Raw genomic sequence first — 13,221 nt, 5'->3', positions numbered from 1 at the left:
AACAGTCGTTTTTATTTTGCTTCACATTAAATTCAGCAAGTAACAGAATAAAAGCACTTTCCGCAATCATTTCTTATTTGTGTGAATGACGCTGTTTTATTGATGATCCGGATAAAGACGCACCGGCCTGCCGGTTTTGCGGATCAGTTCCTCGGCCTGCTGACTGTCCGCAGCATGTCCGCTTTCGACCAGCCAGCGGGCAATGAGATTGGCACTGCGCTGATAGCCCAAGGCACAACAGATCAGTGTCGGGCGCGGCGCATTATGCATTGCCGTGACTGCGGCCTGCATGGGGACAGGCTCCGGCTTTGCAAGATCCATCAGCGGAAAAGCCTGCCAGCGGGATTTGATATGGCGTGGTGCGATACACTCCGCAGTCATATCAATGATGCAGGCATAATTTTGTGTTTCTGAGTGTTTCGGGAAACGTCCGAGATAAAGATTTTCAGTAATTTTAACCGCTGACGGTTCGCGCCATGTCCATGCGATACGGTTGAGCCTGAAAAAGATGCGCAGCGGTAAAAAGAGCCAAAAGGAAGCAAGACTGACGGAGCCGTCAGGACGCTTTTGAAAGATTTTTGCGCCGCCTCCGCTATAGCCAAAGCTCAGCATCAGCAAGGCCAATGCAGGCCAGAGCAGCAACAGAATTGCCGGATGCCCGCCGGTGAATGTGAGTGCAAGTAGCGCAAGACCGGCAGCACCATAAATACGCATGAATTTGCGGGATTTGGGATCACGGGTGAAACGGTAATTCTGCCAGGGGGCATCGCCTTCACGGGGAAACAGCCACAGAGCAAACAGACCGAGCAAAGCACCGGCCGGAACATCAATGAAATGATGCTGCCAAGTGGTGAGAACAGACAGGGCAATGAGCAGGCACCAGCCATGCCAGATCATGCGCCAAGGTGCGGGTAGTCTGTCATGCAGATGCTCCCAGATGATAATTGCCAATGCAATATGCAGCGAAGGTGCCTGATTGAACGGCTGGTCGAAATTTCCGAGCATGGTGAACAGCCAGCCGGAAAGGCCGGTTGTGACAGGTTTCGTCCATGTGATGGTCAGCGGAAAAGCGATGAAACAGACAAAGGCAATGAATTGCGCCGTGAGATAGCGGCCGATCAGCCGGTTTTGCTCTTGTTTGCTGGTGCTGACCAAAACCGCGACAGCGTAGAACAGATTGAGCGACCAATAGGGGAGGATCGTCCAGCCCCAGAACGGGATTTGCTGTTCCCAGTCAAAGACAATCTCCGGCACTGCAATACGCTGCGATGCCAGCCAGTTCGCCAGCCCGTAAGTGGCATAAAACAGCGGGGCAAGCAGGAGCAACCACAGCACGCCCCGCTTTACCAATACCGGATCTGTTTTATGCACTTCGGATTTAAGCTGCATTATTTCTCGATACGTTGCGCCAGCGATACGGTGAAGATGCCCCATTGGTCGATGCGCTGTTCAATCTTGCGGAAACCTGCGGCCTCCACCAGCTGATCCATTTCATTCTGCGTGCGGCGGCGCATCACCCATGCCTGTCCACCACGATGGGAGGTGAGCGCACGGGCAATCATTTCCAGCTGCGGATGCCAAGGCTGATTGGTATAGATCAGATATCCGCCGCTCTGTACCGCCTGTGCCAGCCCTTCCAATGATTGTGCGATCTGGTCATTATCGGCAAACAGCTCATAAAGACCGGAAACAATAGCCAGATTCGGTGCAGTTTCTGCATCTGCGCCAAGGGCAGCGAGCACCTTGGTGTCGAAAGCATCACCTTCATGGAATTCGGCTTTACCGGAAAGATTGCGCTCCGCAATCAGCTGACGACCGGCCAGCACATTGATCGGTGAATAATCCTGCAAACGTACGGAAGCAATTTCATCATCCTTGGTGGTGAGTGCATCCAGCACATAGCGGCCATGGCCGGCTGCAATGTCGAGAATATGTGCCGGTTTGCCGTCGTCCTGCAAACGGGTAACAGCCTGCCGGATCAGTTCTTCCAGATGAATTTTACGCTGGCGGATACCGCGCCAGCCAATGGCGTTGAGGAAAGTCTTGTCTGTATAACGGCCGCCGGGGCCTAAGCCCTTCACCTCATTGCGATAAACATAATCGAGCGTGGAGCCGGAATCGAAACCGGTGCGGATGCCGGTTTTCAGTCCTTCCGAGAACAATGCGCCAATACGGATAGAAGCACGGGTCATACCCCAATAAGCACCGCGCGGACTGGTAATGGACAGAGGGGTAGCCAGACGGTCAGCTTCATCACGGGTAAAGCCCTGAATATGAGCATCAAGCAGCGAATTTTGTTGCGGTTTTTTGGCGAATTGCTGCTCAATGAAAGGCCGGATTTTGGCAAAAGCCAGTGCGCGGTCACGCTCGCCCAATGTGTCGTGATAGAAACCTTTCAGCACATGGCGCTCTTTAATCGGGCCTGCGAGATTTTCGTAAAAACGATGCTGCGGCGCATCACGCACCACCCAGTCACGACCGGAAATCAGTACCTGTGTCGGCGTGCTAATCGCACGGGCATCGCGGACAATGCGCTCTGCATTCTCATAGAGCTCCAGCAGAATATTGGAGGCAATCGGGCGGGTAATCAGCGGATCATTTTCAAAAGATGCAATGCGCTCTTTATCATGGGTGAGAAAGCGGGCTTTGACATAGGAATTGACGAAGAATGTGCCTTTGAGTTTTTGCCAGAGCCAGATGCCTTCTTTGGCCAGCGGCACATAAAGTTTAACGTCAAAAGCCGGAGCAGCCAGCACCATAGCACGGATCGGCGGCGCATAATCATGCACCCATGTAGCACCGATAACCGCGCCGACACTTTGCGCAATCAGCGCCATATCCTGCAAGGCGAAACCGTCTGTCTCGGTGATATGGCGGGCAAAGCAGTCAAGGTCGTGCACCGTGGTTGCAAAGGAAGGCGAATAGCCGCGCTGCCCTTGGGTCAGGCCGTGACCACGAGCGTCCCATGCATAGAAGCTGTAATTATCCAGCCCGAGTTCTTCGACAATATGCGCGACACGGCCGCTATGTTCGTGACCGCGATGCAGAAGAACGATGGCGCCTTCCGGCTTTTCGCTTAAAGCTGGCCAGTAGCGGAAAAAGATTTCCTGCCGGTCATGGCTGATAAAATGCCGCTCAGTGCAATCGCGTTTTACCGAAGTCATAGGCCTGTCTTTCTTAAGTAGGCGTAGGAATAGATGTTGTTTTGCTATTTATTGTAAGTCTTTTAGACTAAACGATGTTTAAGAAAAGTGATTTTGCAAAGAGTTATACCGTGTCTGTTTATCAGCTTAAGAGCCGTTTTCAGGATTTATTACGTCCGCTGGTCAGCCGATTGGCACAATGGGATGTGACCGCCAATCAGGTGACTATTGCGGCGATGCTGATCTCTGTGGCAGTCGGTTCATGGCTTGTGATTGCTGAAAACAAAATATGGTTCTGGCTTATTCCCGTGTGGCTGTTTATCCGCATGGCGATGAATGCGATAGACGGGATGCTGGCGCGCGAATTTAACCAGCAAAGCATTTTGGGAGCCTATCTCAACGAGCTTGGTGATCTTGTCTCTGATATTGCACTGTTTGCGCCGTTTCTGTGGATCGCACCGTTTCAGCCGCATTGGATGGGGCTGATTATTGTGCTGGCATTGCTCACCGAATTTACCGGATTGCTGGGCTTGAGTATCGGTGCATCACGACGCTATGACGGGCCGATGGGCAAGAGCGACCGCGCCTTGTTGTTTGGTATCCTCGGTGGCTGGCTGGCCATTGACGGCTTTTTGCCGCAATGGATGGTCTGGTTGCAGCCGCTGCTGATCGCCCTGTTATTGTGGACGATTTTCAACCGTATTCGCAGAGGCTTAGTAGAGGCAGCAAAGGGCTGAGATTGCTCAGCTCTGTTTCTCACGCCAGTCGCGCAGTCGGTTAATGGCAGTCTCCAGCGTATCAAGTTTTTTGGCAAAGCAAAAACGCACATGGCTGGTGATGTTACGCTCTGAATAGAACGAAGACACCGGTACCGGTGTGACACCGGCCTCGCGGGTGAGGCGCTGGCTGAAGGCCAGATCATCACCATCCTTATCGAGATCACTGATATCGGCAACCGCGAAATAAGTGGCCGGAGCGGGAGCCATGCTAAAACCGGCTTCACGCAGACCGGCATCGAGATAATCACGGCGCTTGGCCAGTTCTTCCCGCAGACCGGTGAAATAGCTGTCCGGCAGATTGAGACCGACTGCTACCGCGGCTTGCAATGCCGGTGGCGTAGTGAAGGTCATATATTGATGGACGCGGGAGATCACTTTCAGCAATTGTGCATCGGCGGTGATATAGCCAACCTTCCAGCCGGTGAGAGAAAAGCTTTTACCTGCAGAGCCGATCCGTACCACGCGGTCGCGGATTTCCGGCAGTGAAAACAGCGAGATATGTTTGTTGTCATCGAAAGTCAGATGCTCATAGACCTCATCAGCGATGATCGTGAGATCATGCTTCACCGCCAGTTCCGCAATGAAATTCAGTTCCTCGCGGGTAAAAACCTTGCCGATCGGGTTCATCGGATTATTGACAACGATCATGCGCGTGCGCGGGGTAATCGCATCGCTCAGGGCTTGCAAAGGTAATTCCCAATGGGGCGGCGCAAGACGCACCGGCACAACCACACCACCGGCGCGGCGGATCACCGGACTATAGGAATCATAGGCCGGTTCCAGTACAATCACTTCATCCCCGGAATTCATCAGCGCAAAGAAACTGTCGGCCAGAGCTTCTGTGGCACCGGAAGTGATGAGAATTTCCGTTTCCCAATCGGCCTCAATATTGAAGAACCGGCGGGCATTGTCGGCCACAGCTTTGCGCAGGGCAGGAAGGCCGAGCATCGGCGGATATTGATGGGAACCGTTATGCAGAGCATCTGTTGCAGCGGCAATCAGTTCCTGCGGCTCCAGCCCTTCCGGAAAACCCTGTCCGAGATTGATGGCGCCGGTTTCTGCGGCCAGTCTCGACATGATTTCAAAAACAGATATGCCGGATGCTGCGAAAACCGGATTGACCATGATAATCCTCTTTGGTTCGAATTTGCCGTACTATAGAGTTCTGTTTTTAAACAAGAAAGCAGGCAAGTGCAGGAAAAACGACGCTGTTTGGTATTGCTTGCTCTGTGATGTCGTTTCTTGAGAATATTATCCTGATACTGCAATGTTCATGTGCATAGATTACGCTGTCGCAGTGTTGCAACGCGTTCTTCAACGGCACTGACGATTGATTGCACAAATTCTGCGCCAAGGGCACCGCGGCGGATATCTTCCGGCTGCCAGACATTCACATAATAAGGGATAGAATGGCGGATCGGGCGGATCAGCAGATTTTGTCCCTCGAAGGCTAATGCGCTTAGCGGGTTGATGACGGATATGCCAATATCTGCTGTTACCAGAGAACCGATGGAGGACGCGGTGGTTGCCTCAATCATAAGTTTACGGCTGATACCGGCATTGCTGAACCACTGATCGACCTGACGGCGATAGTAATCCTCATCGGAATAATAAATAAAGTTATGACCGGAGAATTGCTCAATATCGAGTATATCATAATCCGCCAGCGGATGACCGGCAGGCATGATGCACAGAAGATCACCGGTATAAAGCTCGCGTGTTGCGGAAGCGCTGAGGGTAATATTGCCTTCTACCATGCCGACATCAAAGAATTTGCTCAGCAGGTCGCGGGTGAGGGCGCTTTCTTCCAGCGAGTGAATTTTCACAGAGGCTTGCGGATGTTCGTTGAGAAACAGTTTGGTGGCCTGCGGAATAATCGCATGGGCATAGGCGGGCAGGCAGGCAACGGATACGCGTTGTAAATTATCGCCGCGAATAGCGCGTGCTGTACGGGCAATTTCTTCAATGCTTACAAAGGAGCGCTGCACAATCACGTTGAGCGCGGCAGCTTGTTGTGTGGGTTTTAGCCGTCGGTTATCACGGTGAAATAGCGTAAAGCCGAGTGTTGCTTCCAGATCTTTCAGCTCGCGGCTGATGGTTGGCTGCGAGGAGCCGAGATGGTCTGCCGTTTCAGTTACATTGAGGGTGTGCATCAGCGACTGAAAAATTTCCAGCTGGCGGTGTGTCAGACGCATAAAATCTCCCCTTTGGCAGCAAGACCTTTCCAGTATTAAGCATATCGAAAATGAATAATAAAGAGATTATTATGAATTTGACCGCAGATGGATGTCTGATAGCTTGATGTAAGTAATGATGAAGCGGTGTGTCTTGTGAGACCCTCCGCTTCGAGTGTTTGAGGGTAGAATGACCACTGAGTTCTCACGTCCGCATGTTGCGCATTTCGGCTATAAAAACGGGGCTTTAAGCGTTGAAAACGTTGCTGTCTCTGCAATTGCAGAAAAATACGGCACGCCGTTTTATGTCTATTCGGCTGCTGCTGTACGTGAACGTGTTGCCAGATTGCGCACTGCGCTGAGCGGACTCAATGTGCAGATTTGCTATGCGGTGAAAGCCAATAACAACCTGTCGCTGTTGTCTTTGCTGGTCGGTGAAGGCTGCGGTATGGATATTGTTTCCGGCGGTGAGATGCACCGTGCATTGGCGGCCGGTTCGCCTGCGGATAAAATCGTATTCTCCGGCGTTGGCAAAACCGATGAAGAAATTGCAGCGGCACTCAATGCCGGTGTGCATCAGCTGAATATTGAATCCATCGAAGAGCTGGATGCGATTTCCCGTGTTGCCCGCCAGCTTGGTAAAGTGGCAACCGTTGTGCTGCGTATCAATCCTGATGTGGATGCGCTGACCCATCCTAAAATCACCACCGGCACCAGCAAGAACAAATTCGGCATTGCCTATGCTGATGCGCTGAATACTTATGCGGCCGCCTCTGCCCGCGAAGAAATCAATGTGGTTGGTATTGCCGTTCACATCGGTTCGCAGATTACCGATGTCACGCCATATCGTCAGACTTTTGAACGCTTGGCACAGCTGACACGGGCAATCCGCGCCAAAGGCCTGAATATTTCCCGTCTTGATCTCGGCGGTGGCCTCGGCGTTTCCTATGACGGTTCTGCCGGTATTGATGTCGATGCCTATGCACAGACAATCCGAGATACGCTTGGTGATATTGATTGCGAACTGACGATGGAGCCGGGTCGTTTTATCATTGCCGAAGCCGGTGCGCTGGTGACCAAAGTTCTCTATGGCAAAAATCAGGGCAATGCCAAATTCTCCATCGTTGATGCAGCGATGAATGATCTGATGCGTCCGGCACTTTACGATGCCGTGCATCCGGTCTGGCCGGTGCGTGAACCGGCAGCCGATGCGGAAACTCTGCCGGTTAATCTGGTTGGCCCTGTTTGCGAAAGCTCGGATACATTCGGCGAATTCGACCGTTTGCCTGCGCTGGAGCGTGGTGATCTGGTGATGCTTGGTGTTGCCGGTGCCTATGGTGCAACAATGTCTTCAACCTATAATGCGCGTCCGCTTATTCAGGAAGTGCTGGTTGAGGGTGATACATTCCGACTGGTTCGCCGTCAGTGGACGGTAGAAGATGCACTTATGCTGGAACGCGATCTTTGATCGCGTAAGGAGACAAGAGGTACGGGATCTCTAAGATCCGGCCAGCATAAAGGGAACGGTTGGGAGGCCGTTTCCTGAGACTGCTGTCGAAGCAGCCCGAAGAGAGGGGGAAATATGAGGCCATATTCCGAAGCGGCGCAAACAGGCGCAGCAGGAATTTTCTTCGTCAAGACCCACGGGCTGGGGAATGACTTTGTGCTTGTTGACGGTCGGGAAAAGTCTTTCCGGCCGCAGGCAGCTCTGATTGCGCAGATTTGCGATCGTCATCGCGGTGTCGGCGGCGATCAGTTGCTGGTGCTGGAAGCCCCGCAAAATGCCCGCGCTGATGTGCGGATGCGCATTTATAATGTGGATGGTATGGAGGCTCCGGCCTGTTTTAATGCCAGCCGTTGTGCCGCTTTTCTCTGGATGCAGGAAGCAGGCAAAAATTCCGTCATTTTAGAAACGCTTGGTGGCTTGATCGAAGCCCGTATGGCAGAGGCTGAAAACGGGCAGCCGCGTATCAGCCTGTATCTGGCGCCTGCTGTCACAGACTGGCAGGCCATTCCGCTGGCAGGGCCGCTTGCGAACCATAACGGGCGTCTGAACCACGGCCCGTTGTCCGAACCTTTTGCCGTCAGTATGGGCAATCCGCATCTGGTTTATTTCGTGCCGGATTTTGATGCCGTGGATGTGCCGCTTGAGGCCTCTGTGGTGCAAAACAGTACCTATCTGCCGGAGCAGGCGAATATTGGTGTGGCTGAACTGCTGCCGTCTGAAGGTGACGAGGCGCTGCTGAAACTGGTGGTTTATGAACGTCCCGGTATTCTCACTGAAGCCTGTGGCAGCGGCGCATGCGCAGCAGCGGTTGCGGCGGTACGCAGCGGGCGCACAAATCAGAAAAAATTCCGTGTTTTAATGCCGGGCGGGGCTTTACAGGTCGAGTTATGTGCTGATGATAGAATTATCCTGACAGGGGATGTTGCTGTCGCATTTTACGGATTTTTGCCTGACGAAAAATAAACAGAATTCAATAAGGATAACGCAAAACTGTCCGTAAGAGACAGCGTTATAGAGGGGAAATAATGACTTTTATATCAGTTGAGCATGTCAGCAAGACCTATCCTGCGACCAGCAGCGGCAAAGCTCACCGTGCACTGGGCGATGTCTCTTTCTCCGTAGAGAAGGGTGAGGTTCTGGTCATTATCGGTCCTTCCGGCTCCGGTAAAAGCACTTTGCTGCGCACGCTCAATGCACTGGAAGCTATCGACAGCGGCACGATCACCGTCAATAATCTGGCAATCTCCGATCCTAAGACTGATCTCAATCATGCCCGTTCGGAAATTGGCATGGTGTTTCAGCATTTTAATCTGTTTCAGCATAAAACAGCGCTGGAAAATGTGGTTCTGCCACAGACTGTGGTGCTGAAGCGCTCCAAGGCGGAGGCGCTGAAAATTGCGCAGGATATGCTGGCGCGTGTGGGTATTGCGGAACGTGCAGGGCATTATCCGAGTCAGCTTTCCGGCGGCCAGCAACAGCGCGTGGCGATTGCCCGCGCCTTGGCGATGAACCCGAAAGTGATGCTGTTTGACGAGGCAACCTCGGCGCTCGATCCTGAAATGGTTGGCGGCATTCTCGATCTGATGAAAGAACTGGCAAAATCCGGCATGACCATGGTGGTTGTCACCCATGAAATGGGCTTTGCCCGTGAGGTGGCTGATCGTGTGATCTTCATGGATGAAGGGCAGATTGTCGAAACCGGAACGCCGGATGTGCTGTTTTCCAAGCCGGTTCATCAGCGCACACAGCATTTTCTCGAACAGGTGCTTTAAGGGGAGTGTGCAGACGTTGGGAGACGTCTGTTGAAAGTTACGGAAATGAATGCCCGTAAATAAGGGTAAATCCATATAATAGTGAGGAGAACATTATGAAATTTCTGAAAAAAATCGCTCTGACGATCGGAATGCTGGCGGGTGTGGCCGCTATGTCTGTCGGTGCTGCAAGCACTGCCAAAGCAGACATTATGGAAGAAATTCTGAAGCGCGGTGAGTTGCGTGTTGCCGTGCAGACGCAGGGTGCACCGGTCAGCTTCATCAATAAAGATGGCAAGCAAACCGGTCTGGCCGTAGAACTTGCCCGTATGATGGGTGAGGATCTCGGCGTTAAAGTCGTGTTTCAGGATTATGACTGGAAAGGTCTTATTCCGGCATTGCTGGCAGGCAAAGTGGATATGATTGCCGCCGACATGACACCGACCCCGCAGCGTGCGGCTCAGTTGCTGTTCTCCCGTCCGATGTTCTACGAAGAAACCGTTGCAGTCGTGAAGAATGATTCACCGCTGGCCAAATGGGAAGACCTCAATCAGGAAGGTCTGAATATCGGCTCGACACAGGCCAGCTCATACAGTGAAGCCATTAAAAAGTTCATGCCAAAGGCAACGCTGAAAGAGTTCACCGGCGGTACTGCTGCCGTGGCACAGGCATTGTCTGCCGGTCGTATTGATGCAACGGTTTCCGATCTTGGCAACGTCACCAATTTCGTCAATGAATTTGGTAATCTGAAAATTCTTGACGGCATTATTGTCAAAAACCCGCTGGCCTTTGCCGTGCGCCCTGATGAAGCGCATCTGAAGTTCTGGCTCGACAATTATGTTGAACTGATCACCTCTGACAAGCGTCTCGACCAGATGGTCAATTACTGGTGGAACACCACCGAGTGGGAAAAAGACCACAAGTAACAGAAGCCATCTCCTGCCTGCCATTCGGGCGGGCAGGAGCCTTACTGTTTTAAATATTTTGCGCCGCGGCAGACTGTCTGCCTTCGTGAAATATCCGGGACCGGATAATGTCATCATTCATTCTTGATTATTTCAATTACCGCATCGTTGCGCAGTATCTCGACCGCTTTGCAGAAGGTCTGGGCAATACGCTGATTGCAACCGGTGTGAGTTTTGTGCTGTCTTTTGTGCTCGGCACGATCATGGCTGTTATCATGTTTACGCAGTGGAAAGTGCTGCGCAATCTGATACAGGCTTATGTCACATTCATCCGTTCGACCCCGCTGCTGGTGCAGATTTATCTGGTCTATTTCGGTCTGCCGGTTCTGCTGCCGTTTACTGCCAAATGGCCGGAAATGTGGCTTGGCATTGCCGCGCTGGTTATTAACTGTACGCCTTATATGTCCGAAATTATCCGTACTGGTATCGGTTCAGTCCCGCGCGGACAGGTTGAAGCTGCCAAAGCTGTGGGCATGAGTTACGGACAGCGGCTGATCCATATTGTATTGCCGCAGGCTTTTGCCAATGTGATCCCGCCTGTGCTCGGCCAGACGGCCGTGCTGATTAAAGATACATCGCTGTTGTCGCTGATTACGGTGTTCGAATTCACCAGTGCGGGGCTGCTACTCAACAGTGAGCGCGTGCGCCCGAATGAGAGCTTTCTGACAATCGCTGCCGGATATCTCGCTATCTATTGTGTGATGCTGTTCCTTTCGCATCATGTGAAAAAGAAGCTGGCAGGTCCTGCCTGGGCTGCGAAAGGCTGATATGATGTTTGAATATTATTGGAAGCTTACAGTCTCGGTGATGCCGTTTCTCTGGCAGGGGTTCAAAGAAACTTTTACCGTTTCGCTGGTCGCAATTCTGGCGGGATCAATCATCGGGACTGTGATCGGAATTATACGCAGTTACCGTATTCCTGTTTTGACACAGCTCTTTGGCGGTTATGTGCATATTTTGCGCGGTACGCCATTTCTGGTGCAGCTCTATGTTTTCTATTTCGTGCTGCCAAATACAGGGATTGAATGGCTGAGCTGGGATTCCACCACGGCGGCCTTTGTGGCACTGTCGCTCTATACTTCCTGCTATGTGGCTGAAATTGTGTGCAGTGCTATTGATGCCGTGCCGCGTGGTCAGTGGGAAGCTGCCACAGCGGTCGGTATGAGCCAGTTGCAGAAATTGTGGCATGTGATTTTGCCTCAGGCACTGAAACTGACCATTGCGCCGATGAGCTCTGTCTATGTTATTATCATTAAGAGTACTGCCATTCTCTCGGTGATTGGGATTGCCGAACTGACCCGTCAGGGCGAAGTGTCGATGCTGCGTTTCCCGCGTGATGTGCTGTTTATCTACGGGCTGATTGCGCTGGTTTATTTCGTTTATTGTTATCCGATCCTCAAATTTTCCAAATGGGCGGAGAACAAGATCAGCGGTTCACAGCGCCTGTCATTAGACTAAAAATTAAAAAGCGCAGCATGTGATGTGCTGCGCTTTTTATCTATGCATTGCGGGCGATTTGCAGACTTTGAATGCCCTGTTTGGAAATGCGGTAAGCACTGCCGTTAAACGAGGCGATCAGCCGTTTGGCGCGCAGTTTTTTGAAGGTTTGTAAATCTGTACCGTCAAGAAACCAGCCCTCGCGGGAGATGAAATCGACATCAATAATTTTGCCATTGTCGTCTTTTTCCGGTTCGATACGGCCACCTTTGGCGAGCATATCGAGAATACGGCGTTCAAAACGTGAAATATTCATGGCTGTCTCCGTTGTTGGAAACGGACGAACAGTGCACAGAAACCGCCAACACATGGCAGCATGATCTGAGTCATCATGGGAATTGTCCTGATAAGGAGAGAAAGTCGGGCGCAAGCCGTTGGAGCCTGTGTGTGACAGGCGGCTCTGCATAAGCAGAGGATCAACGATGAAGGATGCTGCGCATAAATCTCCTTAAGACGACTGCCTGAAATATAATGCGAAAATGTAATAAAAACAAGTATGACTATGATGTGCAGGTAAGGCGATTGCTGATCGCAAAAATGCATGAGGCCAGATGATAATAGCGCTTGTTTTCGCTCAACAGGACGTATTCATTCAGGCACAGAAATTTCATTATAAAAGCACGGCACAATGACACAGAAAACACTATTCCGGCCGATCATCGGCGTGACACTCGACAGCGAAGAGGGCGGCGGATTTTCGGATTCTCCATGGTATGCAATCCGCCAGAATTATCTGTCCTGCCTTGAAGAGGCGGGTGCTGCGCCGGTTGCCTTGCCGCATCTCACAGAACTGGCTGAAACCTATCTGAATATGATCGATGGGCTGGTTGTAACCGGTGGTGCTTTTGATGTGCCGCCTGCGATGTTCGGCGAAGAAGCGCGCACAGACACGATCCGTCTGAAACCGGCACGGACAGAATTTGAAGCGGCTGTTCTGCGCGGTGCGCTGGAGCGCGATATGCCGGTGCTGGGGATTTGCGGCGGTCATCAGCTGCTGGCTGTTATTGCTGGCGGAACACTGGTGCAGCATATTCCGGATGAAGTCTCAGACGCATTGGAACATTCCGTTTCGAAAGATACAGAAAATGCCGGTGGCAAGGAACGTGCAGGGCACAGTATTGCAATTGAAGAAGACAGCTTGCTGGCGAAACTGGTTGGCACAACCGGCCAGCATGTGAATAGCTCGCATCACCAGTCTGTTCGCACAGTTAAAGCGCCGATGCGTGTGACAGCTACGGCTGAAGACGGTATTATTGAAGCGATTGAGCACACGGAAAAGAGCTTCGCCATCGGTGTGCAATGGCATCCGGAATATAAGCAGATGGAAGGCGATGTGCATCTGCTGGCAGCATTTTGTGCTGCTGCCGAAGCCTATCATAATCGCTGAGCTGTTTTCGCTTATAAG

At 51.9% G+C, this 13,221-nt stretch carries 13 protein-coding genes; 8 read left to right on the top strand and 5 right to left on the bottom strand.

From position 1 onward, the window contains the following. Positions 1-96: 96 nt before the first annotated feature. Together BKD14_RS15585 and BKD14_RS15580 are read right to left on the bottom strand one after the other, a co-directional pair. On the bottom strand, positions 97-1,389 hold the full coding sequence (locus tag BKD14_RS15585) for a phosphatase PAP2/dual specificity phosphatase family protein (protein ID WP_075657126.1): 1,293 nt from the start codon (positions 1,387-1,389) through the stop codon (positions 97-99). Beyond that, a complete protein-coding gene (locus BKD14_RS15580; RefSeq protein ID WP_075657125.1) occupies positions 1,389-3,164 on the bottom strand; it encodes a bifunctional alpha/beta hydrolase/class I SAM-dependent methyltransferase in 1,776 nt (591 codons plus the stop codon). The genes BKD14_RS15585 and BKD14_RS15580 overlap by 1 nt, the downstream gene beginning before the upstream one ends. Positions 3,165-3,274: 110 nt before the next feature. Between BKD14_RS15580 and BKD14_RS15575 the strand changes: the two genes are divergently transcribed. Continuing rightward, positions 3,275-3,880: a CDP-alcohol phosphatidyltransferase family protein gene (locus tag BKD14_RS15575; RefSeq protein WP_075657175.1), complete on the top strand. Its 606-nt coding sequence runs from the start codon at positions 3,275-3,277 to the stop codon at positions 3,878-3,880. A 6-nt stretch (positions 3,881-3,886) separates the two neighbouring features. On the opposite strand, the gene BKD14_RS15570 is transcribed toward BKD14_RS15575, so the two are convergent. Both BKD14_RS15570 and BKD14_RS15565 read right to left on the bottom strand, forming a co-directional pair. Continuing rightward, positions 3,887-5,047, bottom strand: coding sequence for an aminotransferase (locus BKD14_RS15570; RefSeq protein ID WP_075657124.1), 1,161 nt, complete (start codon positions 5,045-5,047; stop codon positions 3,887-3,889). A 146-nt stretch (positions 5,048-5,193) separates the two neighbouring features. Then, a complete protein-coding gene (locus tag BKD14_RS15565) occupies positions 5,194-6,117 on the bottom strand; it encodes a LysR substrate-binding domain-containing protein (protein ID WP_075657123.1) in 924 nt (307 codons plus the stop codon). A gap of 169 nt (positions 6,118-6,286) precedes the next feature. Between BKD14_RS15565 and lysA the strand changes: the two genes are divergently transcribed. The 6 genes from lysA (at position 6,287) to BKD14_RS15535 (ending at position 11,777) form a co-directional block, all read left to right on the top strand. Beyond that, positions 6,287-7,564, top strand: coding sequence for a diaminopimelate decarboxylase (gene lysA / locus BKD14_RS15560; protein ID WP_075657122.1), 1,278 nt, complete (start codon positions 6,287-6,289; stop codon positions 7,562-7,564). Positions 7,565-7,678: 114 nt separating this feature from the next. Beyond that, a complete protein-coding gene (gene dapF / locus BKD14_RS15555; protein ID WP_075657121.1) occupies positions 7,679-8,566 on the top strand; it encodes a diaminopimelate epimerase in 888 nt (295 codons plus the stop codon). A 62-nt stretch (positions 8,567-8,628) separates the two neighbouring features. Next, the gene (locus tag BKD14_RS15550; protein ID WP_075657120.1) at positions 8,629-9,375 is read left to right on the top strand and encodes an amino acid ABC transporter ATP-binding protein; all 747 of its coding nucleotides are present in this window, start codon (positions 8,629-8,631) and stop codon (positions 9,373-9,375) included. A 95-nt stretch (positions 9,376-9,470) separates the two neighbouring features. Then, complete coding sequence (locus tag BKD14_RS15545) at positions 9,471-10,280, top strand: ABC transporter substrate-binding protein (RefSeq protein ID WP_083647204.1); 810 nt, start codon at positions 9,471-9,473, stop codon at positions 10,278-10,280. Positions 10,281-10,387: 107 nt separating this feature from the next. Next, on the top strand, positions 10,388-11,086 hold the full coding sequence (locus tag BKD14_RS15540; RefSeq protein WP_022710602.1) for an amino acid ABC transporter permease: 699 nt from the start codon (positions 10,388-10,390) through the stop codon (positions 11,084-11,086). A gap of 4 nt (positions 11,087-11,090) precedes the next feature. Further along, positions 11,091-11,777 carry an amino acid ABC transporter permease gene (locus tag BKD14_RS15535; protein ID WP_022710601.1) on the top strand — a complete coding sequence of 229 codons (687 nt, stop codon included), beginning with the start codon at positions 11,091-11,093 and terminating at the stop codon, positions 11,775-11,777. A gap of 40 nt (positions 11,778-11,817) precedes the next feature. Here the strand turns inward: BKD14_RS15535 and BKD14_RS15530 are convergent, their stop codons facing one another. Then, on the bottom strand, positions 11,818-12,072 hold the full coding sequence (locus BKD14_RS15530; RefSeq protein WP_028233546.1) for a YjhX family toxin: 255 nt from the start codon (positions 12,070-12,072) through the stop codon (positions 11,818-11,820). A gap of 372 nt (positions 12,073-12,444) precedes the next feature. On the opposite strand from BKD14_RS15530, the gene BKD14_RS15525 reads away from it, so the two are divergent. Then, positions 12,445-13,203, top strand: a complete 759-nt coding sequence (locus BKD14_RS15525) for a gamma-glutamyl-gamma-aminobutyrate hydrolase family protein (RefSeq protein ID WP_075657119.1) — start codon at positions 12,445-12,447, stop codon at positions 13,201-13,203. Positions 13,204-13,221 lie beyond the last annotated feature (18 nt).

Origin of the sequence: Pseudochrobactrum sp. B5, assembly GCF_001939785.1 — a bacterium.
GTDB classification, from domain to species: domain Bacteria; phylum Pseudomonadota; class Alphaproteobacteria; order Rhizobiales; family Rhizobiaceae; genus Pseudochrobactrum; species Pseudochrobactrum saccharolyticum.
The sequence above is the reverse complement of the archived record's forward strand: the minus strand, read 5'-3'. Positions and strand labels throughout refer to the sequence as shown.

Excerpts from the sequence above, each read along its gene's own strand:
- BKD14_RS15530 (WP_028233546.1), bottom strand. The coding sequence starts at position 12,072 with ATGAATATTTCACGTTTTGAACGCCGTATTCTCGATATGCTCGCCAAA.
- BKD14_RS15565 (WP_075657123.1), bottom strand. The coding sequence starts at position 6,117 with ATGCGTCTGACACACCGCCAGCTGGAAATTTTTCAGTCGCTGATGCAC.
- BKD14_RS15545 (WP_083647204.1), top strand. The coding sequence starts at position 9,471 with ATGAAATTTCTGAAAAAAATCGCTCTGACGATCGGAATGCTGGCGGGT.
- BKD14_RS15535 (WP_022710601.1), top strand. The coding sequence starts at position 11,091 with ATGTTTGAATATTATTGGAAGCTTACAGTCTCGGTGATGCCGTTTCTC.
- BKD14_RS15550 (WP_075657120.1), top strand. The coding sequence starts at position 8,629 with ATGACTTTTATATCAGTTGAGCATGTCAGCAAGACCTATCCTGCGACC.
- lysA (WP_075657122.1), top strand. The coding sequence starts at position 6,287 with ATGACCACTGAGTTCTCACGTCCGCATGTTGCGCATTTCGGCTATAAA.
- BKD14_RS15525 (WP_075657119.1), top strand. The coding sequence starts at position 12,445 with ATGACACAGAAAACACTATTCCGGCCGATCATCGGCGTGACACTCGAC.
- BKD14_RS15585 (WP_075657126.1), bottom strand. The coding sequence starts at position 1,389 with ATGCAGCTTAAATCCGAAGTGCATAAAACAGATCCGGTATTGGTAAAG.
- BKD14_RS15540 (WP_022710602.1), top strand. The coding sequence starts at position 10,388 with ATGTCATCATTCATTCTTGATTATTTCAATTACCGCATCGTTGCGCAG.
- BKD14_RS15580 (WP_075657125.1), bottom strand. The coding sequence starts at position 3,164 with ATGACTTCGGTAAAACGCGATTGCACTGAGCGGCATTTTATCAGCCAT.
- dapF (WP_075657121.1), top strand. The coding sequence starts at position 7,679 with ATGAGGCCATATTCCGAAGCGGCGCAAACAGGCGCAGCAGGAATTTTC.
- BKD14_RS15570 (WP_075657124.1), bottom strand. The coding sequence starts at position 5,047 with ATGGTCAATCCGGTTTTCGCAGCATCCGGCATATCTGTTTTTGAAATC.